This window comes from Bradyrhizobium sp. LTSP849 (assembly GCF_000938255.1).
Lineage (GTDB): Bacteria > Pseudomonadota > Alphaproteobacteria > Rhizobiales > Xanthobacteraceae > Bradyrhizobium.
On record NZ_JYMR01000053.1, the window covers coordinates 168,325 to 190,303 of the forward strand.

At 64.9% G+C, this 21,979-nt stretch carries 20 protein-coding genes; 13 read left to right on the top strand and 7 right to left on the bottom strand.

Annotated features, from left to right (window positions below; all coding sequences use genetic code 11):
* Window positions 1–54: 54 nt before the first annotated feature.
* From UB31_RS34435 to tpiA, 4 genes are all read right to left on the bottom strand, one after another.
* Window positions 55–381, bottom strand: a complete 327-nt coding sequence (locus tag UB31_RS34435; protein ID WP_045014050.1) for an NIPSNAP family protein — start codon at window positions 379–381, stop codon at window positions 55–57.
* Between the two features lie 82 nt (window positions 382–463).
* Window positions 464–2,095: a CTP synthase gene (gene pyrG / locus UB31_RS34440; RefSeq protein ID WP_045007565.1), complete on the bottom strand. Its 1,632-nt coding sequence runs from the start codon at window positions 2,093–2,095 to the stop codon at window positions 464–466.
* Window positions 2,096–2,261: 166 nt separating this feature from the next.
* A complete protein-coding gene (secG, locus tag UB31_RS34445; RefSeq protein ID WP_045014051.1) occupies window positions 2,262–2,651 on the bottom strand; it encodes a preprotein translocase subunit SecG in 390 nt (129 codons plus the stop codon).
* Window positions 2,652–2,791: 140 nt separating this feature from the next.
* Window positions 2,792–3,547 carry a triose-phosphate isomerase gene (tpiA, locus tag UB31_RS34450; RefSeq protein ID WP_045014052.1) on the bottom strand — a complete coding sequence of 252 codons (756 nt, stop codon included), beginning with the start codon at window positions 3,545–3,547 and terminating at the stop codon, window positions 2,792–2,794.
* Window positions 3,548–3,769: 222 nt separating this feature from the next.
* Here tpiA and UB31_RS34455 point away from each other — a divergent pair, with 222 nt between their 5' ends.
* Genes UB31_RS34455 through moaC form a run of 4 tightly spaced genes read left to right on the top strand, consistent with a single transcriptional unit; the run spans window position 3,770 to window position 8,028 of the window.
* Window positions 3,770–5,668: a peptidylprolyl isomerase gene (locus UB31_RS34455; protein WP_045014053.1), complete on the top strand. Its 1,899-nt coding sequence runs from the start codon at window positions 3,770–3,772 to the stop codon at window positions 5,666–5,668.
* Between the two features lie 14 nt (window positions 5,669–5,682).
* Window positions 5,683–6,696: an anthranilate phosphoribosyltransferase gene (trpD, locus tag UB31_RS34460; RefSeq protein WP_045007569.1), complete on the top strand. Its 1,014-nt coding sequence runs from the start codon at window positions 5,683–5,685 to the stop codon at window positions 6,694–6,696.
* A gap of 8 nt (window positions 6,697–6,704) precedes the next feature.
* Entirely contained in the window at window positions 6,705–7,526 is an 822-nt protein-coding gene (gene trpC / locus UB31_RS34465) for an indole-3-glycerol phosphate synthase TrpC (RefSeq protein ID WP_045014054.1), read from the top strand.
* A gap of 1 nt (window position 7,527) precedes the next feature.
* On the top strand, window positions 7,528–8,028 hold the full coding sequence (moaC, locus tag UB31_RS34470) for a cyclic pyranopterin monophosphate synthase MoaC (RefSeq protein ID WP_045014055.1): 501 nt from the start codon (window positions 7,528–7,530) through the stop codon (window positions 8,026–8,028).
* 10 nt (window positions 8,029–8,038) lie between these two features.
* Here the strand turns inward: moaC and UB31_RS34475 are convergent, their stop codons facing one another.
* Window positions 8,039–8,203, bottom strand: a complete 165-nt coding sequence (locus UB31_RS34475) for a Flp family type IVb pilin (protein WP_045014056.1) — start codon at window positions 8,201–8,203, stop codon at window positions 8,039–8,041.
* A gap of 311 nt (window positions 8,204–8,514) precedes the next feature.
* On the opposite strand from UB31_RS34475, the gene UB31_RS34480 reads away from it, so the two are divergent.
* Window positions 8,515–11,235: a bifunctional diguanylate cyclase/phosphodiesterase gene (locus tag UB31_RS34480; protein ID WP_045014191.1), complete on the top strand. Its 2,721-nt coding sequence runs from the start codon at window positions 8,515–8,517 to the stop codon at window positions 11,233–11,235.
* Window positions 11,236–11,370: 135 nt separating this feature from the next.
* Here the strand turns inward: UB31_RS34480 and UB31_RS34485 are convergent, their stop codons facing one another.
* A complete protein-coding gene (locus UB31_RS34485; protein ID WP_045007573.1) occupies window positions 11,371–12,708 on the bottom strand; it encodes a S41 family peptidase in 1,338 nt (445 codons plus the stop codon).
* A 318-nt stretch (window positions 12,709–13,026) separates the two neighbouring features.
* On the opposite strand from UB31_RS34485, the gene UB31_RS34490 reads away from it, so the two are divergent.
* The 8 genes from UB31_RS34490 (at window position 13,027) to UB31_RS34525 (ending at window position 19,655) form a co-directional block, all read left to right on the top strand.
* Entirely contained in the window at window positions 13,027–14,160 is a 1,134-nt protein-coding gene (locus UB31_RS34490) for an alpha-hydroxy acid oxidase (RefSeq protein ID WP_045014057.1), read from the top strand.
* A gap of 28 nt (window positions 14,161–14,188) precedes the next feature.
* Window positions 14,189–14,815, top strand: a complete 627-nt coding sequence (locus tag UB31_RS34495; RefSeq protein ID WP_045014058.1) for an HAD family hydrolase — start codon at window positions 14,189–14,191, stop codon at window positions 14,813–14,815.
* 158 nt (window positions 14,816–14,973) lie between these two features.
* Entirely contained in the window at window positions 14,974–15,156 is a 183-nt protein-coding gene (locus tag UB31_RS34500; protein WP_045014059.1) for a hypothetical protein, read from the top strand.
* Window positions 15,157–15,395: 239 nt separating this feature from the next.
* Window positions 15,396–16,607, top strand: a complete 1,212-nt coding sequence (locus tag UB31_RS34505) for a molybdopterin molybdotransferase MoeA (protein ID WP_045014060.1) — start codon at window positions 15,396–15,398, stop codon at window positions 16,605–16,607.
* Window positions 16,608–16,783: 176 nt separating this feature from the next.
* Window positions 16,784–17,485 (top strand): transcriptional repressor LexA, encoded by a 702-nt coding sequence (gene lexA, locus UB31_RS34510; RefSeq protein WP_045014192.1) that lies wholly within the window; start codon window positions 16,784–16,786, stop codon window positions 17,483–17,485.
* Between the two features lie 186 nt (window positions 17,486–17,671).
* A complete protein-coding gene (locus UB31_RS34515) occupies window positions 17,672–17,875 on the top strand; it encodes a hypothetical protein (protein ID WP_045014061.1) in 204 nt (67 codons plus the stop codon).
* 192 nt (window positions 17,876–18,067) lie between these two features.
* A complete protein-coding gene (locus UB31_RS42335; protein ID WP_045014062.1) occupies window positions 18,068–18,499 on the top strand; it encodes a hypothetical protein in 432 nt (143 codons plus the stop codon).
* A 214-nt stretch (window positions 18,500–18,713) separates the two neighbouring features.
* Window positions 18,714–19,655 carry a GAF domain-containing protein gene (locus UB31_RS34525; protein ID WP_045014193.1) on the top strand — a complete coding sequence of 314 codons (942 nt, stop codon included), beginning with the start codon at window positions 18,714–18,716 and terminating at the stop codon, window positions 19,653–19,655.
* Between the two features lie 9 nt (window positions 19,656–19,664).
* Here the strand turns inward: UB31_RS34525 and UB31_RS34530 are convergent, their stop codons facing one another.
* Entirely contained in the window at window positions 19,665–21,944 is a 2,280-nt protein-coding gene (locus tag UB31_RS34530) for a ComEC/Rec2 family competence protein (protein WP_045014063.1), read from the bottom strand.
* Between the last annotated feature and the right edge of the window lie 35 nt (window positions 21,945–21,979).

Below are 21,979 nucleotides of genomic sequence, written 5' to 3' on the forward strand. Positions count from 1 at the left end.
CAGAATATCAGGGTTGCGCGAGGGGGCCCCGCCGCAGCCCATGCCGGACAGCCGCTACTTGACCGACGAGAAGGCGGTCGGTGTCAGGAACTGACTGACGATGTTGCCGACGATCTGGCCGTCCGCTTCGCTCTCGGCGCGTGCTTTCATCCAGTCCAGGTCAGTCATGAACTTGCCCCACTTCGCCTCGCGGTCGGCGAGCGACTCCCAGGCCAGGAAATAGGTCAGCTCCTGGTTGGATTCACCGATCAGCGTGGTGAAGAACCCGGCCTGCTTGATGCCGTGCTTCTCCCACAGCTTGAGCGTGACCGTCTCGAACCGCTTCAGCAGCGCCGGCAAGCGGCCGGGCACGCAGCGATAGATGCGCATTTCGTAGATCATTGGAATTCACTCCCAGTATTGTTGTTCTTGCGGCAGCGAGTTGTCGCAACAAATTGCGCGATCGTCAAAGGCCGAGAAAGAGCTACACCAGCCGCGACTGCACCATCGCCGCCTGAATGAAGGATGCAAACAGCGGGTGCGGCTCGAAGGGGCGCGACTTCAGCTCGGGGTGGAACTGGACGCCGATGAACCAGGGGTGATCCTCGTACTCGACGATCTCCGGCAGCACGCCATCGGGCGAGAGGCCGGAGAATTTCAGGCCGTGCTGCTCGAGGCGATCCTTGTAGGCAGTGTTGACCTCGTAGCGGTGGCGGTGGCGCTCGGAAATCTCGGTCGCGCCGCCATAGACTTGCGAGACGCGGCTGCCGCGATTGAGCGCCGCCGGATAGGCACCGAGCCGCATCGTGCCGCCGAGATCGCCGGCGTTGGTGCGCTTCTCGAGCTCGTTGCCGCGCAGCCACTCCGTCATCAGGCCAACCAAGGGCTCCTTGGTCGGGCCGAACTCGGTGGAGTTGGCCTCCTCGATGCCGACGAGATTTCGTGCGGCTTCGATGACGGCCATCTGCATGCCGAAGCAGATGCCGAAATACGGCACGTCGCGCTCGCGCGCGAACTGCGCCGCGCGGATCTTGCCTTCCGCGCCGCGCTGGCCAAAGCCGCCGGGCACCAGGATGCCGTTGACGTGCTCGAGGAACGGCGCCGGATCTTCCTTCTCGAAAATCTCGCTTTCGATCCAGTCGAGATTGACCTTCACCTTGTTGGCGATGCCGCCATGCGAGAGCGCCTCGATCAGCGACTTATACGCATCCTTCATGCCGGTATATTTGCCGACGATGGCGATGGTGACGTTGCCCTCGGGATTGCGGACGCGTTCGTTGATCTTCTGCCAGCTCTGGAGCTGCGGTGGAATCCGCGAGCCGATGCCGAAGGCGGCGAGCACTTCGTCGTCGAGGCCCGCGTTGTGGTAGGCCTCGGGGACAGCGTAGATGTTGTCGACGTCGCGCGCCTCGATCACGGCGCTTTCGCGCACGTTGCAGAACAGGCCGAGCTTGCGCCGCTCCTCCTTCGGGATCTCGCGATCGGTGCGGCAAAGCAGGATGTCCGGCTGGATGCCAATCGAACGCAGCTCCTTCACCGAGTGCTGCGTCGGCTTTGTCTTCAGCTCGCCGGCGCTCGGGATGTACGGGAGCAGCGTCAGATGGATGTAGACGGCGTGATCGCGCGGCAGCTCGTTCTTGAGCTGGCGAATCGCCTCGAAGAACGGCAGGCCCTCGATGTCACCGACCGTGCCGCCGATCTCGACCAGCACGAAGTCGTAGTCGTCGTTACCGGAGAGAACGAATTCCTTGATGGCGTTGGTGACGTGCGGAACCACCTGGATGGTCGCGCCGAGATAATCGCCACGACGCTCCTTGGTGATGATGTCCTGATAGATGCGCCCCGTGGTGATGTTGTCCTGCTTTGTCGCAGGCCGCCCGGTGAAGCGCTCGTAGTGACCGAGATCGAGATCGGTCTCCGCGCCGTCATCCGTCACGAACACTTCGCCGTGCTGATACGGCGACATCGTTCCGGGATCGAGGTTGAGATAGGGGTCGAGCTTGCGGAGGCGGACCTTGTAGCCCCGGGCCTGCAACAGAGCACCGAGTGCCGCTGAAGCCAGACCCTTGCCGAGCGAAGAAACCACGCCGCCGGTGATGAATATGTACCGCGCCATGGGGCTTAACCTCTAATCCCTCGAATTCGATTCGCCAAAGCGATTCGTATTCCGCCCCAAAGAATCTGCGGGCCTGTGGGTGAGCCAAAACTAAGAGTGGTGACAGGGTCTTGATGGGGATTGTTGATGCAGGACGGTAGCAGCCGCCCTGCATGGCCCCCCTGCTTTATTGCGAACGCGGCACCTGCGGGCCGCTCGGCGCTGCCGGCGCCTGCTGCTGTTCGTCCGCCTTCTTCAGCGAATCCAGGATGCCGCCCGAGGTCGGCGGTGCGATCGGCCCGCCTCCGGCCGGCTGGGTGTGCGACGCCGGCGCCCCGATGATCGACGAGGGCGCACGGTTGTAGCCCGCGTACCAGGACAGGAACAGGCTGGTTACGAAGAAACCGGCAGCCAGGATCGCGGTCGTGCGCGACAAGAGATTCGCAGTGCCGCGGCTCGACATGAAGCCCGCGCCTCCGCCCATGCCGAGGCCGCCGCCTTCCGATTTCTGAAGCAGGACGGCACCGATCATGACGGCAACGATCATGAGGTGGATGACGATGACAACGGTCTGCATAGTATCCTTCCGTCACAAGCCGACAGCGCCGGTACCGGCAGCCGATCGCGCTTCGCGGGTTTTCCTGAAGTTGCGCGGTGTTACACGATCGGAAACGGCAATGCCACCCCCGATCGGTCCCGATCGCGCCCCGAGCTTAGCTAGGGGCAGCCCTTGGCGATCGCAAGGAAATCGGCCGCTTTCAAGCTGGCGCCGCCGACCAGCGCGCCATTGACGTTCTTGACCGCCATCAGCTCGGCCGCATTCGATGGCTTGACCGAGCCGCCATAGAGGATGCGCATCCTGGCACCGTCCGCTTTGAACCGGGAGGTCAGGAACTCCCGGATAAAGCCATGAATCTGCTCAACATCCTCAGCGGTGGGCGTGAGACCCGTGCCAATCGCCCAGACCGGCTCGTAGGCCACAACCAAATTGGCGGCCGTGGAGCCGTCCGGCAGCGAGCCATTGAGCTGGCCGCGCAGGATGTCGAGGGTCTGGCCGGCATCGCGCTGGCTCTGCGTCTCGCCGATGCAGACGATCGCAACCACCCCTGCCCGCCAGGCAGCCTCGGCCTTCTGCTTCACCAGGGCGTCGCTCTCGCCATGGTCGGCGCGGCGCTCGGAATGGCCGACAATGATGGCGCTCGCGCCCGCATCCGCCAGCATTTCGGCAGCGATATCGCCGGTATGAGCGCCTGAGGTCTTGGGATGGCAGTCTTGCGCCCCAACGGTCACCGCCTTGCCGCGCGCCTTCTCGGCGAAGGCCGCAATCAGGGTTGCCGGCGGGCAGACCAGCAGATCGGCCTTGCCGGCCACCTCTGCCGCACCGTTGAGCATGGCGTCGAATTCGGCAGTCGAGGCCGTGAGGCCGTTCATTTTCCAGTTGCCGGCAATCAGCGGTCGGATGGCGTCGGTCATGTCAAATTCCAGCAAAATGAGGTTTGTCCATGCGCTAGCAGAGGTGCCGCGGCAGTTCCAGAGACCAGGGGCTTTTAACCGCAGGACCAGGCACCGGCCTGACCTGAGGTTGCGGGGGGAAAGCCGCCACTTTATGATGCCATATCAATTTGGTGACGCGCTCTTGCGGAATCTGCATTAAGACGCGCTCCCGTTCCCCTCCTGCCAAACAAGTTGGACCAAATGCTTCGAGGAATGCGCAAGGCCTCATCAAACTGGGTCGGCAAGACCATTATGGCCGTGGTGATGGGTGTATTGATCATCAGCTTCGGCGTCTGGGGCATCGCCGACATCTTCAAGGGCTTCGGGCAGTCCACGGTGGCCAAGGTGGGCAACACCGAGATTTCGCTGAACGAGTTCCGCCAGATCTACACCGACCGCCTCCAGCAGATCAGCCGCCAGTTCGGCCGCCCGCTCACGCCTGACCAGGCGCGCGCCTTCGGCCTCGACCGCCAGGTGCTCCAGCAGACCATTGCGGAAGCAGCGCTTGACGAAGAGGCGCGCCGGCTCGGGCTCGGCCAGTCCGACGACCAGATCCGCCAGCTCATCATGAACGATCCGAACTTCAAAGGCGTCGGCGGCGCCTTTGATGCGAACCGCTTCCAGGCCATGATCCGCAATTTCGGCTACACCGAGCAGCGCTACGTGGCCGAGCAGCGCAAGGTGTCGCTGCGCCGGCAGATCACCGGCACGATCGGCGCCGGACTCGAGCCGCCCAAGGCCATGCTCGAGGTGCTGACGCGTTTCCAGAACGAGCAGCGCGCGATCGAGTTCGTCAAGCTCGACGCAGCGCAGGCGGGCACCATCGACGCGCCCTCGCCCGAGGCGCTTGCCGCCTATTTCGAGGACCACAAGGTCCAGTTCCGCGCGCCTGAATTTCGCAAGATCGCCTTCGTCGTGATCTCGCCAGAAGAGATCGGCAAGTGGAGCCAGGTCTCCGACGACGATGCGAAAAAACTGTTCGACCAGCGCAAGAACCAGCTCGGCACGCCGGAGAAGCGCCAGATCCACCAGATCGTATTCCCGAACGCCGCCGAGGCGCAGGCCGCGCGTGAGCGCCTCGCCGGCGGGCTGTCGTTCGAGGATCTCGGCAAGGAGCGCGGACTGAGCGCCTCCGACGTCGATCTTGGGCTGGTGACCAAGTCGTCGCTCGATCCGGCGATTGGCGACGCTGTCTTTGCACTTCCCGCCGGCGAAATCAGCCAGCCGATCGAGGGCCGTCTCGGCACCGCGATCGTCAAGGTCGACAAAATCGAACCGGGTGTCGAGGCCAACTACGCCAGCCTCGCCGACGGCATCAAGCGCGAGATCGCAACCGAGCGTGCACGCATCAAGGTCGCGGAGCTGCGCGACAAGATGGAAGACGAGCGCGGCGCCGGCACCAGCGTCGTCGACGCGGCGCAGAAGCTCGGGCTCGCAGCCGTGACCGTCGACGCCGTCGATCGCTCCGGCCGCGCGCCGGACGGTCAGCCCGTCGCCAGCATTCCGCAGGGCCTCGACGTGGTGTCGCAGGCCTTCAACAGCGACGTCGGCGTCGACAACGATCCGATCTCGTTCCGCGGCGGCTATGTCTGGTACGACGTGCTCGCCACCACGCCGTCGCGCGACCGCAATCTCGACGAGGTCCGCGACCAGGTCGAGGCGCGCTGGCGCCAGGACCAGATCGCCGCCAAGCTCAAGACCAAGGCGAGCGAGATGGTGCAGAAGCTCGAACAGGGCGGCAAGCTCGCTGACGAGGCGGCCGCCGTCGGCGCCACGGTCCAGACCGCGACCGGCTTCAAGCGCGACGACTCCCCCGCCGGCGTGCCCACGAACGTGGTTGCGGCCGCCTTCCGCACTGCCAAGGATGGCGTCGGGCAGACGCCCGTGGCCGGCGGCGGCGAAGTCATCGTCTTCCGCGTCACCGACATCATCGAGCCAGCGGTCGATGCCGCCTCCGATGCCATCAAGAAGCTGAAGGACAGCATCGACCGCGCGTTGACCGACGAGCAGGTTGCATCCTACGTCAACAAGCTTCAAACCGATATCGGGACCACCATTAATCAGGCCGCCTTCGCGCAGGTGACGGGCGCGAACCAGTAAGTTGAAAGCACGCGATGGACGACCTGAAATCGATCATTGGAAAAGTGGCGACCGGCGCCAGCCTGTCGCGCGACGAAGCGGCCTCCGCCTTCGACGCCGTGATGTCGGGCGAGGCCACGCCCTCGCAGATGGGCGGCCTCTTGATGGCGCTGCGGGTGCGCGGCGAGACCGTCGACGAGATCACCGGCGCGGTCTCGGCGATGCGGTCGAAGATGCTAACCGTCACTGCACCAGCTGACGCCGTCGATATCGTCGGCACCGGCGGCGACGGCTCCGGCTCGGTCAACGTCTCGACCTGCGCCGCCTTCATCGTCTCGGGCACCGGCCTGCCGGTGGCCAAGCACGGCAACCGTGCGCTGTCGTCGCGCTCGGGCGCGGCCGACGTGCTGGCCTCGCTCGGCGTGAAGATCGATCTTAAGCCCGAACAGATCGGCCGCTGCGTGCGCGAATGCGGCATCGGCTTCATGTTCGCGCCCGCTCACCACCCGGCCATGAAGAACGTCGGTCCGACCCGGGTCGAGCTCGCCACCCGCACAATCTTCAATCTGGTCGGACCGCTGTCGAACCCGGCCGGCGTCAAGCGGCAGATGGTCGGCGTGTTCTCGCGGCAATGGGTGCAGCCGCTGGCGCAGGTGCTGAAAAACCTCGGCTCCGAATCCGCCTGGGTCGTGCACGGCTCCGATGGGCTGGACGAGATCACCCTCACCGGCCCGACCTTCGTCTCCGCGCTCCACAATGGCGAGATCCGGAATTTCGAAGTGACGCCGGAGGATGCCGGCCTGCCGCGTTGCGAGCCCGGCGCGCTCAAAGGCGGCGACGCCGACTCCAATGCGATTGCGCTCCAGAGCGTACTCGACGGCAAGCCGAGCCCCTATCGCGACGTCGCGCTGATGAACGCAGCGGCCGCACTGATCGTGGCCGGACGTGCCAAGGACCTCAGGGAAGGGGTCGCGATCGGGACAAAGTCGCTCGACAGCGGCGCGGCGAGCGCGCGGCTGAAACATCTGATCGCGGTCTCAAACGGCTGAGCCTCCCCATGTCGGACATCCTGACCAAGATCGAAGTCTACAAGCGCGAGGAGATCGCGGCCGCCAAGCGCGCGCAGCCGCTGTCGGCGGTCGAGGCGAAGGCCAAGGCGCAAGCCGCCCCGCGCGGTTTCTTGCGCGCAATCCGGAGCAAGATCTCCAATGGCGATTACGCGCTGATCGCCGAGGTCAAGAAGGCCTCGCCGTCGAAGGGGCTCATCCGCGCGGATTTTGATCCGCCGCTGCTCGCCAAGGCCTATGAAGCGGGCGGCGCCGCCTGTCTGTCGGTGCTGACGGATGCGCCCTCGTTTCAGGGGCATCTCGACTTCATGATGGCGGCGCGCGCGGCAACCTCGCTGCCGGTGCTGCGCAAGGACTTTCTGTTCGACACCTACCAGGTGGCGGAGGCGCGCGCGCATGGTGCCGACTGCATCCTCATCATCATGGCCGCACTCGACGATGCGACGGCCAAGGATCTCGAAGACGCCGCCATCGCCTATGGCATGGACGTCCTGATCGAGATCCACGACCACGCCGAGCTCGATCGGGCGCTCAAGCTCCGCTCGCCGATGATCGGCGTCAACAACCGCAATTTGCGTACCTTCGAGACCACGCTTGCGACCAGCGAGACGCTGGCGCCGCTGATCCCTGGGGAACGGCTCATGGTCGGCGAGAGTGGCATTTTCACGCCCGCGGACCTCGCCCGGCTTGAGCGCGTCGGCATGTCGACCTTCCTGGTCGGCGAGAGCCTGATGCGTCAGGCCGACGTGACCGCTGCTACACGCACGCTGCTTGCGCGCGAGACCACGTCGCGTGCGACGGGCACGCGCTGACATGGCGCGCAAGCCGGCGAAGAAGGCGATCCCTGCCCTCACCCATATCGGCGCCTCGGGCGAGGCACGCATGGTCGATGTGTCGGACAAGCCCGCGACCGAGCGGCTCGCAGTCGCGGAAGGCCGCGTCGTCATGACCAGGGCAACGCTCGATCTGATCGTCTCGGGAAATGCCAAGAAGGGCGACGTACTCGGCACCGCGCGCATCGCCGGCATCATGGCGGCCAAGCGCACCTCGGAGCTGATTCCGCTCTGTCATCCGCTCGCGCTGTCGAAGGTGACGGTCGACATCGAACCCGACGCGAAACTGCCGGGCTGTGTGGTCCGCGCCAGCGTGAAGGTGACCGGCCCCACAGGCGTCGAGATGGAAGCGCTGACGGCAGTTTCCGTCGCCTGCCTCACCATCTACGACATGATCAAGGCGGTGGAGCGCGGTGTGCGCATCGAGGGCATCCACCTCATCGAAAAACTTGGCGGTAAGTCCGGCCACTACCGCGCCTGATCGCAGGCCGCTACTTCAGCGACGAGCTGATCGACCCGAATTTTGCGTTGAGCCTGCTGCCCATGCCGTTCACGATCGTGATGATGGCGAGCGCGATGCCGGCTGCGATCAGGCCGTATTCGATCGCGGTCGCGCCGGATTCGTCGGCGAGGAAGTTCGTCAAAGTGTTTTTCATGATCGTATCCTCTCTTCGTCTCTGCCAGCCTTGCTCGCAAATCGCGTGCCATTGCGGCATCAAGGATCGTCAACAAGTTAGATGGTTAAGCCCTGGTTGATGTCGTGATGACCGGCAAGAATTGACCGGCATCACCAGACCTTGCGGCAAATCCTGCACGCCTGTCGTCATACGCATCGATTGCATTTGTGTATTACGGTTTATGTCGCATTAACTGCGCTTCCTAACGTCGCCTCCACATCGTTCCCGTAAACCGACGGATGTCATGGGGATCAAGAGCTGACCCTGACGTGTGCACGGCAACGATCGACATGATGACGAGATACGGCAGTCGCCTCTTTGACCAGGCCTTCGTGCGCAGCGGACCGATCCGCTGGCTGGTGGTGGGCGGCACGCTCCTGATCGCGGCGATCGCCGTCGGCGCGACGTTGATGGCCCAGAATTTCCGCGAACGCGCGCTACGCAACAGCGGCCGCGAGCTCGAGAACACCGTGCTGCTGCTCGCCCATCATTTCGATCAGCAATTGCAGGATTTCGCCGTCATCCAGAAGGATTTCGTCGACCACGTCCACGCGAGCGGAATCACGACTGCGGAAGACTATCGCACGCGCCTCTCCGGCCAGGACATCCATCGCATGCTGCGCTCGAAGATCGAGGCGCTGCCTTACATGGGTGGCGTCAACATCATCGATGTAGACGGCAATGTGATCAATTCGTCGACGGCATGGCCGGCGCCGAAGATCAACGTTGCCGATCGCGCCTATTTCCGCAGCTTCCGCTACGACCCCTATGCGCCCGACGTTCTGATCGAGCCGGTACATAGCCGCATCTCCGGCGCCTGGACCATCCTGATCTTGCGCAAGATCGTCGCGCCGGACGGCGAGTTCATGGGCGTGATCGGGCGCGGCATCGAGCCCGCCAATTTCGAGAAATTCTTCGAGACCGTGGTGCTCGGCGAAGGCGCCACCATCTCGATGCTGCATCGGGACGGCACGCTGCTCGCCCGTTATCCCCATTCGAGCGATCTGATGGGGCGGAATTTCAAGACCGGCCCGTTCGAGCAGCAGAGGGTGTTCGGGCTCGATCACTTCGCCGGACGCTTCATCAGTCCGGTTGACGGCGACGACCGGCTGATCTCCGCGCGCGCCCTGCCCCACTTCCCGATCCTGATGATGGCGACCACGACACGCGCGGCGGCGCTGGCGGACTGGCGCGAGCAGATCGGCATCCTGATTTCGGTTGCCGGCGCGTCCGCGCTTGCGATCGCAGGCGTGCTGATCGCAATCGTGCGCAAGCTCCTGGAGCAGCACCGCCTCTCGCGCGAGCGGCTGACGCTGGAAAAGCAGCGCCTCGACCGCGCCGTGAACAACATGACCCAGGGCCTGCTGCTGTTCGACGCCTCGCAGAAACTCGTGATCTGCAACCAGCGCTACATCGAAATGTACGGACTGTCGGCCGAGATCGTGAAGCCCGGCTACAGCTTCCACGACATCATCGCGCACCGCAAAGCCACGGGCTCATTCACGGGCGACGTGGACCAGTATGTCGCGCGCGTGCTGCGCGACATCCACGCGCGCAACTCCATGGTCGTGGAGACCGGCGACGGCCGCTCGATCCAGATCGTCAACGAGCCTCTCGGTGACGGCGGCTGGGTGGCGACGCATGAGGACATCACCGAACGCCGTCGCATCGAAGAGCGCATCACCCACCTCGCCCATTACGACGCGCTGACCGACCTGCCCAACCGCGCCATGTTCCACGAACATTTGCGCGGAGAGCTGGCCGCCATCGCCGACGGCGAAGAACTCGCGGTGCACTACATCGACATCGACGAATTCAAGGGCGTCAACGACGCGCTCGGCCATCTCGTCGGCGACGAGCTCCTGAAATCGGTTGCCGCAAGCCTCAGCCGCTGCGCGGGGCCAATGGATTTCGTGGCGCGGCTCGGCGGCGACGAATTCGCGATCGTGCAGAGCACGGTGACGTCGCCGGACCAGGTCAACGACCTCGTCGCGCGGATCTTCGCGGCGATCCGTACGCCGTTCGACTGCATGGGCCATCATCTTACCACCGACGCCAGCATCGGCATCGCGCTGGCGCCGGGGCACGGCACCGCGCTGGACCAGATCCTGAAGAACGCGGACATGGCGATGTATGCCGCCAAAGCCGCAGGCCGCCGCACCTATCGCTTCTTCGAGCAGGAAATGGATGCCAAGGTTCGCGAGCGGCGGCAACTCGAGATCGACCTGCGCCACGCCATCGCCCATGGCGACCTCGAAGTCTATTACCAGCCCTGCCTCAGCCTGAAGGACGACCGCATCACCGGCTGCGAGGCGTTGGTGCGCTGGCGCCATCCCGGGCGCGGCATGGTGTCACCGGCCGAGTTCATCCCGATCGCGGAGGATACCGGCCTGATCAACGAGATCGGCGAATGGGTGCTGGCGACCGCCTGCCGCGACGCGGCCGCCTGGCCCGACGACATCCGCCTCGCCGTCAACGTCTCGCCGGTGCAGTTCAAGAGCGGCACGCTGGCGCTGAAGATCATGGCGGCGCTGGCCACCTCCAACCTGCCCGCGAGCCGGCTCGAGCTCGAGATCACCGAGGCCGTGCTGATCCGCGACGACGACGCTGCGCTTGCGATCCTGCATCAGCTCCGCGCCATCGGCGTGCGCATCGCGCTCGACGATTTCGGCACCGGCTACTCGTCGCTGAGCTACCTGCACCGCTTCCCGTTCGACAAGATCAAGATCGACCGCTGCTTCGTCAGCGACATCGCGGGTCCTGACGGCTCCGCCAGCATCGTGCAGGCCGTGGTCAGCCTCGCCAGCGCCCGCCGCATGGCCACCACGGCCGAGGGCGTCGAGACCGAGGAGCAGCAGCGCCTGCTGCGCGCGCTCGGCTGCTCCGAGATGCAGGGCTATCTGTTCAGCGCCGCAAAACCGGCCGACAAGGTGCTGGAGCTGTTCGCGCTACATCGCAACCGGCTCGCCCAGCGCGATGGCAACGAGAGCCGCCGCCGCGAAGCAGGCTAGCAAGGACCGCTAGTTCGTGGGTGGACAGACTTCGTAGGGTGGGCAAAGCGAAGCGTGCCCACCTCTTGTCTTGCCGCGCATGCAGAAGCGGTGGGCACGTCGCTTACGCGCCTTTGCCCACCCTACGGCATCTTGCTAGTTCGGCACCGTCGTCTTCGGTGCCGGCTTGGCGGCCGCCGCGTTCACGGTGACGCCGTGCAGGAAATCGTAGGCCGTGTGCAGCGCCTTGTCGTCCTTCTCGTCCGGCGGGACGTAGGATTGCGAGCCGGTCTGCTCGGTGCCGTCTGCGGCCTGCAGATGGCCGCGCATCTGGGACTCCGCCATGGTGTCCACGCGGCCCTTCAGCTCGGCCGGCACGTCCTGGAGGATCTCGATGTCGGGCGCGATGCCCTGGGCCTGGATCGAACGGCCCGAGGGCGTGTAGTAGCGCGCCGTGGTCAGCGCCAGCGCGCCGTTGCCGGCGCCGAGTGGAATGATGGTCTGCACTGAGCCCTTGCCGAACGAACGCGTGCCGATGATCGTGGCACGCTTGTGATCATGCAACGCACCGCCGACGATCTCGGACGCCGAGGCCGAGCCGCCGTTGATCAGCACCACCAGCGGCTTGCCCTTGGTGAGATCGCCGCCATGGGCGGTGAAGCGCTGGGTTTCTTCCGGATTGCGGCCGCGGGTCGAGACGACCTCGCCGCGCTGGAGGAACGCACTCGACACCGAAACGGCCTGGTCGAGCAAGCCGCCCGGATTGTTGCGCAAGTCCATCACATAGCCGACGAGCTTCTCCGGCGGGACGTCCCTGGAGATCGAGGCGATCGCCTTCTTCAGGCCGTCGGTGGTCTGCTCGTTGAACGAGGTGACGCGGATGTAGCCGATGTCGCCGTTCTCGACGTGGAAGCGCACCGGGCGGACATGGATGATCTCGCGCGTGATCGCAACGTCGAGCGGAGCGTCCGCGCCCTTGCGCACAATGGTGAGCTTGGTCTTGGTGTCGACCGGGCCCTTCATCTTGTTGACGGCCTGCTCGAGCGTCATGCCCTGCACGGCGTCGCCGTCGATCTTGCTGATGAGATCGCCGGACATGATGCCGGCCTTGGAGGCCGGTGTGTCGTCGATCGGCGAGACGACCTTGACCAGGCCGTCCTCCATCGTGACCTCGATGCCGAGGCCGCCGAACTCACCGGAGGTGGTCTCCTGCATCTCGGTCCAGGCCTTGTCATTCATGTAGCGCGAATGCGGATCGAGCGAGGTCACCATGCCCGTGATCGCACCTTCGATCAGCTTGGAATTATCGGGCTTCTCGACATAGCTCGCCTTCACCCGCTCGAAGACCTCGCCAAACAAATTGAGCTGGGAATAGGCATCATCCGCGCTCGCCGCCGCCCGGGCCGCCCATAGTCCACCATGCGGACCGGAAACGAGGAGGGTCAGGCACGCACCAGTGAGCGCGCCGAGGGGGAACAGCAGGGTTTTCCGCATGGAATGGTTGGCCTTCTCGTTTCGCGGTTCTCTTGAGGCAGTTCTTTTGGGTCTTGGGAGCCGCCATGCAAATGGCGATCCAGCCCGGTTCTCACAATATCATTCCGGTTTCTTCAAGGCCGGGATGCCACGCCCACGGGTACATTACAGAAATCCCTTCGCCCTGGCCTAAACTTTTGGCAACGTTCGGAAACACCTCGCGCAATGCGGGAATCGGTCGGCCGGCCACGCCTCGCAGCTATGCGATTTTAGGATGGTTTGGGAGGGCCGGACGGGATAGTCGATGACATAAGACTTCAAATTCTCGGGAGGATAACAATGAACGAAGCGCCCCGGATCCAGCCGCAACGGAATGTCGAACTCGGCGCCAGCAACGAGCCCTTCCAGAACCTGCACGAATTCATCCGGAAGGCGCGCTCCAACCTCAACCAGAACGCCTGGGACTATATCGTCGGCGCCGCCGAGACCGAGACCACGATGCGCCGCAACCGCATGGCGCTGGACGAGATTGCCTTCCGCCCGCGTGTGCTGCGCGATGTGCACAAGATCGACGGTTCGGTCGAGCAGTTCGGCCGCAAGATGCGGCTGCCGGTGGTGCTCGCCCCCGTCGGCGCGCTGGAGATCTTCGACCCGCACGGCGCCGCCAGCGTGGCGCGCGCCTGCGGCACGTTCGGGGCGGCGCACATGCTGAGCTCGGTGTCCGAGCCCGGACTCGAAAAGACCGCCGAAGCCGCGCCCGATGCGCTGCGCCTGTTCCAGCTCTATGTCCGCGGCGACGATGCCTTCGTTGCCGATGTGGTCAGCCGCGCCGAGAAGCACAGCTACGCCGCCTTCTGCCTGACCGTCGACACCGCCCATTACAGCCGTCGTGAGCGTGACATCGCCAAGCGCTACGTTCGCGAGAGCCGCCTGCGCGCCACCGGCGGCGACTACCAGAAGGGCCTGGAGTGGCGGACCGTGAAGATGATCAAGGACACGTTCAAGATCCCGCTGATCCTCAAGGGCATTGCCACCGCCGAGGACGCGCAGATCGCGGTCGATCACGGCGTCGAGTGGATCTACGTCTCCAATCATGGCGGCCGCCAGCTCGACCACGGCCGCGGCGCCATGCATGTGCTGCCCGAGATCGTCGAGGCCGTGAAGGGCCGCGCCAAGATCATGGTCGATGGCGGCTTCTGCCGCGGCACCGACATCGTCAAGGCGATCGCGACGGGCGCTGACCTCGTCGGCATCGGCCGGCTGCAATGCTGGGCCCTGGCGGCGGCCGGCGAAGCCGGCGTAACGCGCATGTTGGAGCTGTTGGAGGACGAGGTGCTGCGCTGCCTCGGCCTGCTCGGAGCCACCTCGTTCGCCGGGGTGAACAAATCCTGCCTGCATCCGGCGACCGCCACCAACGCGCCGAGCGTCTTCAGCGCGTTCCCGCTGTTCGACCACGAGCCTTATCGATACTGATCGCCGATACCGAAGTGAAAAGGACGCAATGACCTCGCTTTCTCCCGGCAGCGCCGATGCGCTTCTGTTCGATCTCGGGCGCGTCGTGCTCGATATCGATTTCTCCAAGGCGATCGCCTGCTGGGCGGGACATGCCGGCTGCAAGCCGGAAGCCATCGTCACGCGCTATGTGCGCGACAGCGAAGCCTATCGGCTGCACGAGGTCGGCAAGATCAGCGACGAGGACTATTTCCAGTCGCTGCGCGCCACGCTCGGGATCGGCATTTCGGATGCGCAGTTCCTCGAAGGATGGAACGCGATCTTCGCCGGCGAGATGCCTGATATCGCGGAGCTGTTGCCACGCGCGGCCCAGCAGGTGCCGCTCTACGCCTTCTCCAACACCAACCGGCCGCATATCGACTATTTCTCAAAGGAATATGCTGACGTGCTCGGCCATTTCCGCGAGCTATATTTGTCCTCCAGCATCGGCCTGCGCAAGCCGGATGCGGCAGCCTTTGACCATGTGGTGGCCGCGATCGGCGTGCCGGCTGAGCGAATCGTGTTCTTCGATGACCTTGCCGAGAACGTCGAAGGCGCTCGCGCACGCGGACTGACCGCGGTGCATGTGACCTCGCCCCGCGATGTCGGTGAGGCGCTGAAGGCGCTCGGGATCTGACCGGCGGACGGGCCGCCAAATCGGCCGATTCCGGAACAATTTCACCCGGGAATGAGGAACCAAAGCACTTTGTGCATTTTTGTACAGAGTTCCGGGAACGGAATGCCCTGTTCCGGACTCTTGAGTCCGTTGGGACTTCTACGAACGGACGTATCATCGTGTTGGGCAAAACCTACCTCACCAAGCAGGCCTCTCTGCTGGTTGAATTCGCCAGAACCACCTCGGATTCTGAGCTTTCCGCAAAACTGATCAGCAAGGCCGCCGACCTGAAGTCTCAGGCCGATCCGCTGCCCGACAAGGATCGAGGCCTCAAGGCGCCCGACGTCAGTTCGGACGGATAGACAGGAGGCGCCCCATACTGGCTGCGGTTATGGTCGTTCTCGTCCTTGCCATCGCCACGCTCGTGCCGGTCTTCCTCGTCCTTCACACCATGCCGCGCCGGACCCGATACTAGCCTCCCAACGCGGAGCGGGTGATGCTGGATGAATAATCCCGCTCGCTGCGGTTTTGCCTCTGCGCCCGCACTCGGTTAGAACTCTCGCCGCCCATTCGTCCGAGTCCGCCGAGCAGGAGTTGTCCCGTGGCCTTGATGCCGGTTTCTGACGCGCTTGCCGCGGTGCTGGCCGGCGCGGAGCCGCTGCCTGAAGAGATCGTTCCCCTCGACGACGCCTTCCATCGCGTGCTCGCGCGCGACGTCGCGGCGCGGCGCACGCAGCCGCCGCAGGCGATGTCGGCGATGGATGGCTACGCCGTGCGCGCAGCCGATGCAGCGAAGATCGATTCCCGGCTCACCGTGATCGGTGAGGTCGCGGCGGGCCGGCCATTTGCCGGAACTGTCGGCGCCGGCGAAGCCGTGCGAATCTTCACCGGCGGCGTCGTTCCCGACGGCGCTGACGCTGTCGTGATCCAGGAAGACACGGTCACTGACGGCAAGCGCATCGCGATCAAGGAGGCCGCCATCACCGGGCGGCACATCCGCCCCGCCGGCATCGATTTTCGCGAGGGCGACGTGCTCCTGCGCAAGGGCACCCGGCTGACCGAGCGCGACCTCGCACTCGCCGCCGGCATGAACCACCCGCAGCTTGCCGTCCGCCGCCGTCCGAAGGTCGCGATTCTCGCCACCGGGGACGAACTGGTGATGCCGGGCACGACGCCCGGCCATGGCCAGATCGTCTATTCCAACGGCTACGCCCTGCATGCGCTCGCCCGTCGCGAGGGTGCGGATACCATCGACCTCGGCGTTGCCGCCGACACGCTGGAGGCGACCACGGCCGGCATCCGCCGCGCGCGCGAGAGCGGCGCAGATATCCTGATCACGACCGGCGGCGCATCGGTCGGCGATCATGACCTGGTGCAGCCGGCGCTGAATGCCGAAGGTATCTCGATGGCGTTCTGGAAGATCGCGATGCGGCCGGGCAAGCCGATGATGCACGGGCGGTTAGGGGCGATGCGCGTGATCGGCCTGCCCGGCAATCCCGTGTCATCCTATGTTTGCGGCTTCCTGTTCATGGTCCCGCTGATTCGTGCGCTGTCGGGCCGCGAAGTGATTCATCATCGCCGCGAACGCGCCCTGCTCGGCCGCGATGTCGGCGCCAACGACCAGCGCGAGGATTATCTGCGCGCGCGGCTTGAGGTGCGCGACGACGGCACGCTCATCGCCCGTCCCGTGAATCATCAAGATTCCTCGCTGCTTGCGAATCTCGCTGCGGCACAGGCACTTCTCGTGCGCGCGCCGTTCGCGCCGAAGGCCGACGCGGGCACGCCCTGCGAAGTGCTGCGCTTACCGGCCTGAACGCCTGGACCACATGCGTTCCGCGAACTTTGCGGCGTTCACGGTAAATTAAGCAGTTGCGGAACACATATCGAACATATAGTGTCCGTTCATGATTTGTTTCGAGCATGTAGCGGCTTATCGCTGAATTGAACGTCTCGGAATCGAACGACATCAACCGGGGGATTTTGGTCGAGATGCTAACGCGCAAACAATACGAGCTTCTGCGGTTCATCAGTGAGCGGCTGAAGGAAAGCGGCGTGCCGCCCTCCTTCGACGAGATGAAGGACGCGCTCGACCTGCGCTCGAAATCGGGCATCCATCGCCTGATCACCGCGCTCGAGGAGCGCGGCTTCATCCGGCGCCTGCCCAACCGCGCCCGCGCGATCGAGGTGATCAAGCTGCCGGAGCTCCAGGCCGCCGCCGGCAGCCGCCGCGGCTTCACCCCGAGCGTCATCGAAGGCACTCTCGGCAAGGTCCGCACCAGCTCCGGCTCGCCTGCGGATGACGGCGAGCGCCCCGTTGCGGTGCCCGTGATGGGCCGCATCGCGGCCGGCACGCCGATCGAGGCGTTGCAGACCCGCAGCCACACCATCAGCGTACCGCCTGATATGCTCGGCTCAGGCGAGCATTACGCGCTTGAAGTGCGCGGTGATTCCATGGTCGAGGCCGGTATTCTCGACGGCGACATGGCGCTGATCCAGCGCAACGAGACCGCCGATACCGGCGACATCGTGGTGGCGCTGATCGACGACGAGGAGGCAACGCTCAAGCGCTTCCGCCGTCGTGGCGCCTCGATCGCACTCGAGCCGGCGAACGCCGCCTATGAGGTCCGCATCCTGCCGCCCAACCGGGTGAAGATTCAGGGCAAGCTGATCGGGTTGTACCGGAAGTACTGAGTCTTGCGCGCACCGCCTGTTGGCGGCCGAGCCATTAACGATTGGAGCGGACGATTGTCCGCTCCGGCTGGATAGTCTTTCTGGTTTTGCACAGATTATCCGGCCACCTCTCCAGCGCTACATCCTCGGCACGCCACAACGAAGCACGCACCGCTTCGCAGGCTTTGAGAGACCGAGGAGACAACCATGCGCAAGATCATTCTGAGCACAGTCACGATGGCGCTGATCGCAGCATCAGCGTCGCAAGCCTTTGCGGCGCAGTCGCAGCACCATCTACGCAAGGCACCGCAGGCGACGACCAGCGAGCAATTCCGCAATGCCCGCAACGCGGTCGAGCCGACGCAGCCGGCTTGGCAATATACGGGTTGGTCGGCACCTGCTGGCCGCTGACGTCGAAGCTCCCAAAATGCACGGGAGCAGGCTTTGTTCCCAGCGCATTTGAAAAAGATAATGTGATCGCGCGCTGCGGATGCGAGCCGCAGATTTGCCCACAAACAAGCATAAGCTTGCAGGCTTCCACTCTGATAGAGGCCTGCGCCTCAGAAGAGGCGCGGGTGCTCTATCCTGAATGAGGAGCACCCGATGTGTGACTACAGCCTACACGCCGTCGCGACGCGTCCCGCAGAAGTTGGCGAGACGATTGTCACGACAACCTTCCGCGGCACCTCGACGCGCGGCTTCGCCTCCGAAGCCGATCTCTCCGTCGCGGTCTGCCTGCTGCCGGGAACGGAGCTCGCCTTCGCCGACAGCGTCCGCTACGACAATCGCTGGATCTGGACGCGCACCATCAACTCTCGCGTTGGCAAGTTCGGCAAGGTCGATCCGCACATTCCCGATCGCCACCATGATGCGATCGAATTTCCCGACGGCAAATACGTGCTGGTGACACAGCTCGTCGAGGGCCAGCGCGCAACCGTGCTGCAATTGCCGGTGACCCAGCAGGTGGGCGAGCGCGAGCACAAGCCGCAGATCGCCGACAGGCAGCCAACGATCACTCGCCTGCCGATCGGCTGACACCGCCATCCCGGCCGCCAGGTCGGCGCCAGGATTGAAATGGCCATCGCCGGCCGAGGCCGGCGAGATGGGATGGATTGCGGCCCTGGAGTAAAATCTGCTCGCCGCACTTCCCCACCGCTCGAAGTTTGCGCTGCCCTGCCTGAATTTTGAACGTCCGTTCCGCTGACGAATGGCCGATGCTGCTCACGGCTCGAGGCGGCGGACAGGCTCGATGAAGACCTTCATTCGCGTCGTTGAACTCTGGGTGCCTGACCGGACGCGGATGCGGCTGGAATTTGGCGGCGGCCTTTACAGCGAGGGCCTGTCCGCGTTCAAGGCCGCGAGCGAAGATTTGCGCTTCAGATATGACGAGGGACTTCCCGGCAAGGCCTGGGCCGCCGGCCACCCCGTGATCCTCACCAAATTCGCCAACTCCTATTTCAAGCGAACCGACCAGGCCGTCGAGGCTGGCCTGACCTGCGGCGTCGCGGTGCCGGTGTTTGCCGGCGAATTCTTGCAAGCGGTCATGGTGCTGTTCTGCGGCGGCGACGAGGCCCATGTCGGCGCGGTCGAGCTCTGGCACAACGATGCCCAGGTCTCGCACGAGATGGGGCTCGTCGACGGCTATTACGGCAGCGCCGACATGTTCGAGTTCAACTCCCGCCACACCAAATTTCCGCGCGGCTTCGGCCTGCCCGGGCGCACCTGGAAAGCCGGGCTGCCGCTGATCATCAAGGATTTGCACGACGCCAAGAGTTTTCTGCGCTGGGAGGACGCCGCCAAGGTCGGGATCAATCTCGGCGTCGGCGTCCCCTACCGCACCGGCACCGACCAGACCTGGGTCCTGACATTCCTCTCCGCTCAGGCCACGCCGATTGCGCGACGCTTCGAGATCTGGGTGCCGAACGAGGCCCGTTCGGGGCTGATGTTTCGCGCCGGCGATTGCAGCGCGCAGACCGATCTCGCCGCGCTCTATGCGCAAAGATCCATCGCCAGGGGCGAAGGCAGCATCGGCGGGGCCTGGACCACCGGCATGCCCGCGCTCAACGACGATCTCGTGCATGACGGCTCGATCGCGGCCGTAGGGGCTCGCGCGACCGGGCTGAGCCGGATGGTGGTGCTGCCGGTGATCGGGAGCGCAGGGCTTGAAGCGATGTTAGCCTGGTACCTGTAGCTCGTCCGCTCAATCCTCGCCCTGCAAGTCGGTCTCAGATGGCGTTGCGTCGTTGCTGCGGGGCGCGGCCGTCTTCGGCGCAAGACTGCCGTCATAATCCGCCGCGCCGGGGATCACCGGCGACCAAGGACGATCTGCGCCCCTGGCCTTGACCGCCTGAACCGCAAAACCGTCGCCACGCCGCGTCAGCGCCAGCCCGCCCTGGCTCGCGAGGCGAGGCCGATCGACCACCATGGCGGCGCAATCCGGCGGCGCCGGCCGCGCCGTCACCACCAGCGCGGCGCGGCTGCAATCATCGGCCAGCGCGTCGATGCGCAGCGCCAGCGCGACCAGGCGCCCGTCGGCAAGCGGCGTCACGCAGCCTGAATCGTCGCACGAGACGTCGTTAGCCAGCGAGGCACTGCTCGCGTCGCGCGGATCCGCATCGGCCGCGAGCCACTCTTTGAGCAGAAAATTGTCCTTGCTCGTCCTGATCAGATGCAGCTGCCCGTCCCTGCCCCGCACCGCGACGTTCTGGCCATCACCGGCGATGAGGATGTCGGGTTGCCGGACCGACAAACCCCAGACGATCGCAACGAACAGCACCAGCGCGCCGGACCATCGCAGCGGCGTCCGCAGCAGCCCCATCAGGATGAGGCCGAGGCTCGCCGCGATCAGGGGCGCGGTGCCGAAGGCGCCGACGTGGCCGATCGCACCCGGTAATGCTGCGACCCAGCGCGTGACCGCGATCATCCAATCAATGCCGATCCCCATCAGCCACCAGAACACGCCGTCGAGCCCGAAGGGCGCCGCGAGCAATCCCAACAGCCCGGCAGGCATCACCAGCGCCGAGACCACCGGCATTGCGCCTAGATTGGCGAGCACGCCGAACGGCGTGACGCGGTGAAAGTGGAAGGCGGCATAGGGCGTGGTCGCAAGCCCCGCGATCATCGAGGCCATGAACAACATCGCGATCTCGCGTCCGCCCCACATTGCGATGCGCGCGGTGGCGGAATGATCGGGCGAGGCGAACAGGTTCGGCATGCCGATTTGCACCAGTGCCACGAGCCCGAGCGTTGCTGCGAACGACATCTGAAAACTCGGATGCACCAGCGCTTCCGGCGCAACCGCAAGCACGATCAGTGCCGCCACCGCCAGCGTGCGGAACGTGATGGCGCGGCGGTCGACCATGACTGCGATCAGCACTACCGCCGTCATGAAGAACGATCGTTGGGTGGCGACCTCCGCGCCCGACAGCAGCAGATAGAACGCGGCAGCAAACAGCGCGGCAGCTGCCGACCATTTCTTGATGGGGAAGCCGACCGCCAGTCCCGGAATGAGCGCCAGCAGCGTGCGGACTGCGAAGAAGACGACGCCGGCGACCACCGCCATGTGATAGCCGGAGATCGACAGCACATGGCCTAGCCCTGAGATGAACATCGCATCATTGACGGGCGTCGTGATCGCATCGCGGCGACCGGTGAGCAGCGCGGTCGCGATCGCGCGGTTGTCGCCGTCGAGCGTGGCGCGGATGCGCGCATCGATCGCGTCGCGCAGGCCCTGCATGATCGCGGCATAGCGCAGCCTGATGCCTCCAGTCTCCGGCGGCGCCGCCACCGTGATTGCACCCATTGCAAAACCTGAGGCGCCGATGCCCTGGAAGAACATGTCGCGCGAGAAATCATAGCTGCCGGGGCGCAACGGCGAGAGCGGCGGCATCAGCCGCGCCTTCAATTGCACGAAGCTGCCGACCTCAGGCGCGGTCCCCTTGCGCACGGAGAGACGAACGCGCTCCAGCTTGACGTCGCCGCGTTGGGTCTCCATCGCCGTGACGCGCAGCACGAAGCGGTCGGTACGCTCGCGGATGTCACGGGTCTCGACGAAGCCCGACAGCGACACCGAATAAAGCGGTTTTGTCAGGACGGTATGATCGATGCGCGCCGTTTTCCAGGTCGCCATCGCAAAGCCGGCCGCGACCGCGGCAATCATGATCATCGGTGCAAACAGCCGGCTCCGCCGCAACAGAACGGCGCCGAGCGTGAGCGCGACCGCCGTCGCGGCAACGACCCACAGCACCGGCTCATGATCCGCGGCGAAATAAAGCGCAATACCGCAGCCGAAGGCGATGGGCACCCAAGGGAACAGCCGCCCAGCGCCGGCCTCGGCGCGCACCCATTCGCGCAGCGTCTCGACGAACGAAGGCCAAATACCAAAACCCGCCGGCACAAAGCCGCCAGCGGACGCGGCTCGGCCGACAGGCCAAGTCCCCGCAACACCCTGGGACCGTACTGGCCGGCCCGGCTCCGCCATTCCCTGCACCTTGCGATACGCGACGGAGGCGGAGG

Bases quoted from the DNA above. Each gene is read 5' to 3' on its own strand.
- UB31_RS34435 (WP_045014050.1), bottom strand. From the start codon at position 381: ATGATCTACGAAATGCGCATCTATCGCTGCGTGCCCGGCCGCTTGCCG.
- pyrG (WP_045007565.1), bottom strand. From the start codon at position 2,095: ATGGCGCGGTACATATTCATCACCGGCGGCGTGGTTTCTTCGCTCGGC.
- secG (WP_045014051.1), bottom strand. From the start codon at position 2,651: ATGCAGACCGTTGTCATCGTCATCCACCTCATGATCGTTGCCGTCATG.
- tpiA (WP_045014052.1), bottom strand. From the start codon at position 3,547: ATGACCGACGCCATCCGACCGCTGATTGCCGGCAACTGGAAAATGAAC.
- UB31_RS34455 (WP_045014053.1), top strand. From the start codon at position 3,770: ATGCTTCGAGGAATGCGCAAGGCCTCATCAAACTGGGTCGGCAAGACC.
- trpD (WP_045007569.1), top strand. From the start codon at position 5,683: ATGGACGACCTGAAATCGATCATTGGAAAAGTGGCGACCGGCGCCAGC.
- trpC (WP_045014054.1), top strand. From the start codon at position 6,705: ATGTCGGACATCCTGACCAAGATCGAAGTCTACAAGCGCGAGGAGATC.
- moaC (WP_045014055.1), top strand. From the start codon at position 7,528: ATGGCGCGCAAGCCGGCGAAGAAGGCGATCCCTGCCCTCACCCATATC.
- UB31_RS34475 (WP_045014056.1), bottom strand. From the start codon at position 8,203: ATGAAAAACACTTTGACGAACTTCCTCGCCGACGAATCCGGCGCGACC.
- UB31_RS34480 (WP_045014191.1), top strand. From the start codon at position 8,515: ATGATGACGAGATACGGCAGTCGCCTCTTTGACCAGGCCTTCGTGCGC.
- UB31_RS34485 (WP_045007573.1), bottom strand. From the start codon at position 12,708: ATGCGGAAAACCCTGCTGTTCCCCCTCGGCGCGCTCACTGGTGCGTGC.
- UB31_RS34490 (WP_045014057.1), top strand. From the start codon at position 13,027: ATGAACGAAGCGCCCCGGATCCAGCCGCAACGGAATGTCGAACTCGGC.
- UB31_RS34495 (WP_045014058.1), top strand. From the start codon at position 14,189: ATGACCTCGCTTTCTCCCGGCAGCGCCGATGCGCTTCTGTTCGATCTC.
- lexA (WP_045014192.1), top strand. From the start codon at position 16,784: ATGCTAACGCGCAAACAATACGAGCTTCTGCGGTTCATCAGTGAGCGG.
- UB31_RS34515 (WP_045014061.1), top strand. From the start codon at position 17,672: ATGCGCAAGATCATTCTGAGCACAGTCACGATGGCGCTGATCGCAGCA.
- UB31_RS42335 (WP_045014062.1), top strand. From the start codon at position 18,068: ATGTGTGACTACAGCCTACACGCCGTCGCGACGCGTCCCGCAGAAGTT.
- UB31_RS34525 (WP_045014193.1), top strand. From the start codon at position 18,714: ATGAAGACCTTCATTCGCGTCGTTGAACTCTGGGTGCCTGACCGGACG.
- UB31_RS34530 (WP_045014063.1), bottom strand. From the start codon at position 21,944: ATGGCGGAGCCGGGCCGGCCAGTACGGTCCCAGGGTGTTGCGGGGACT.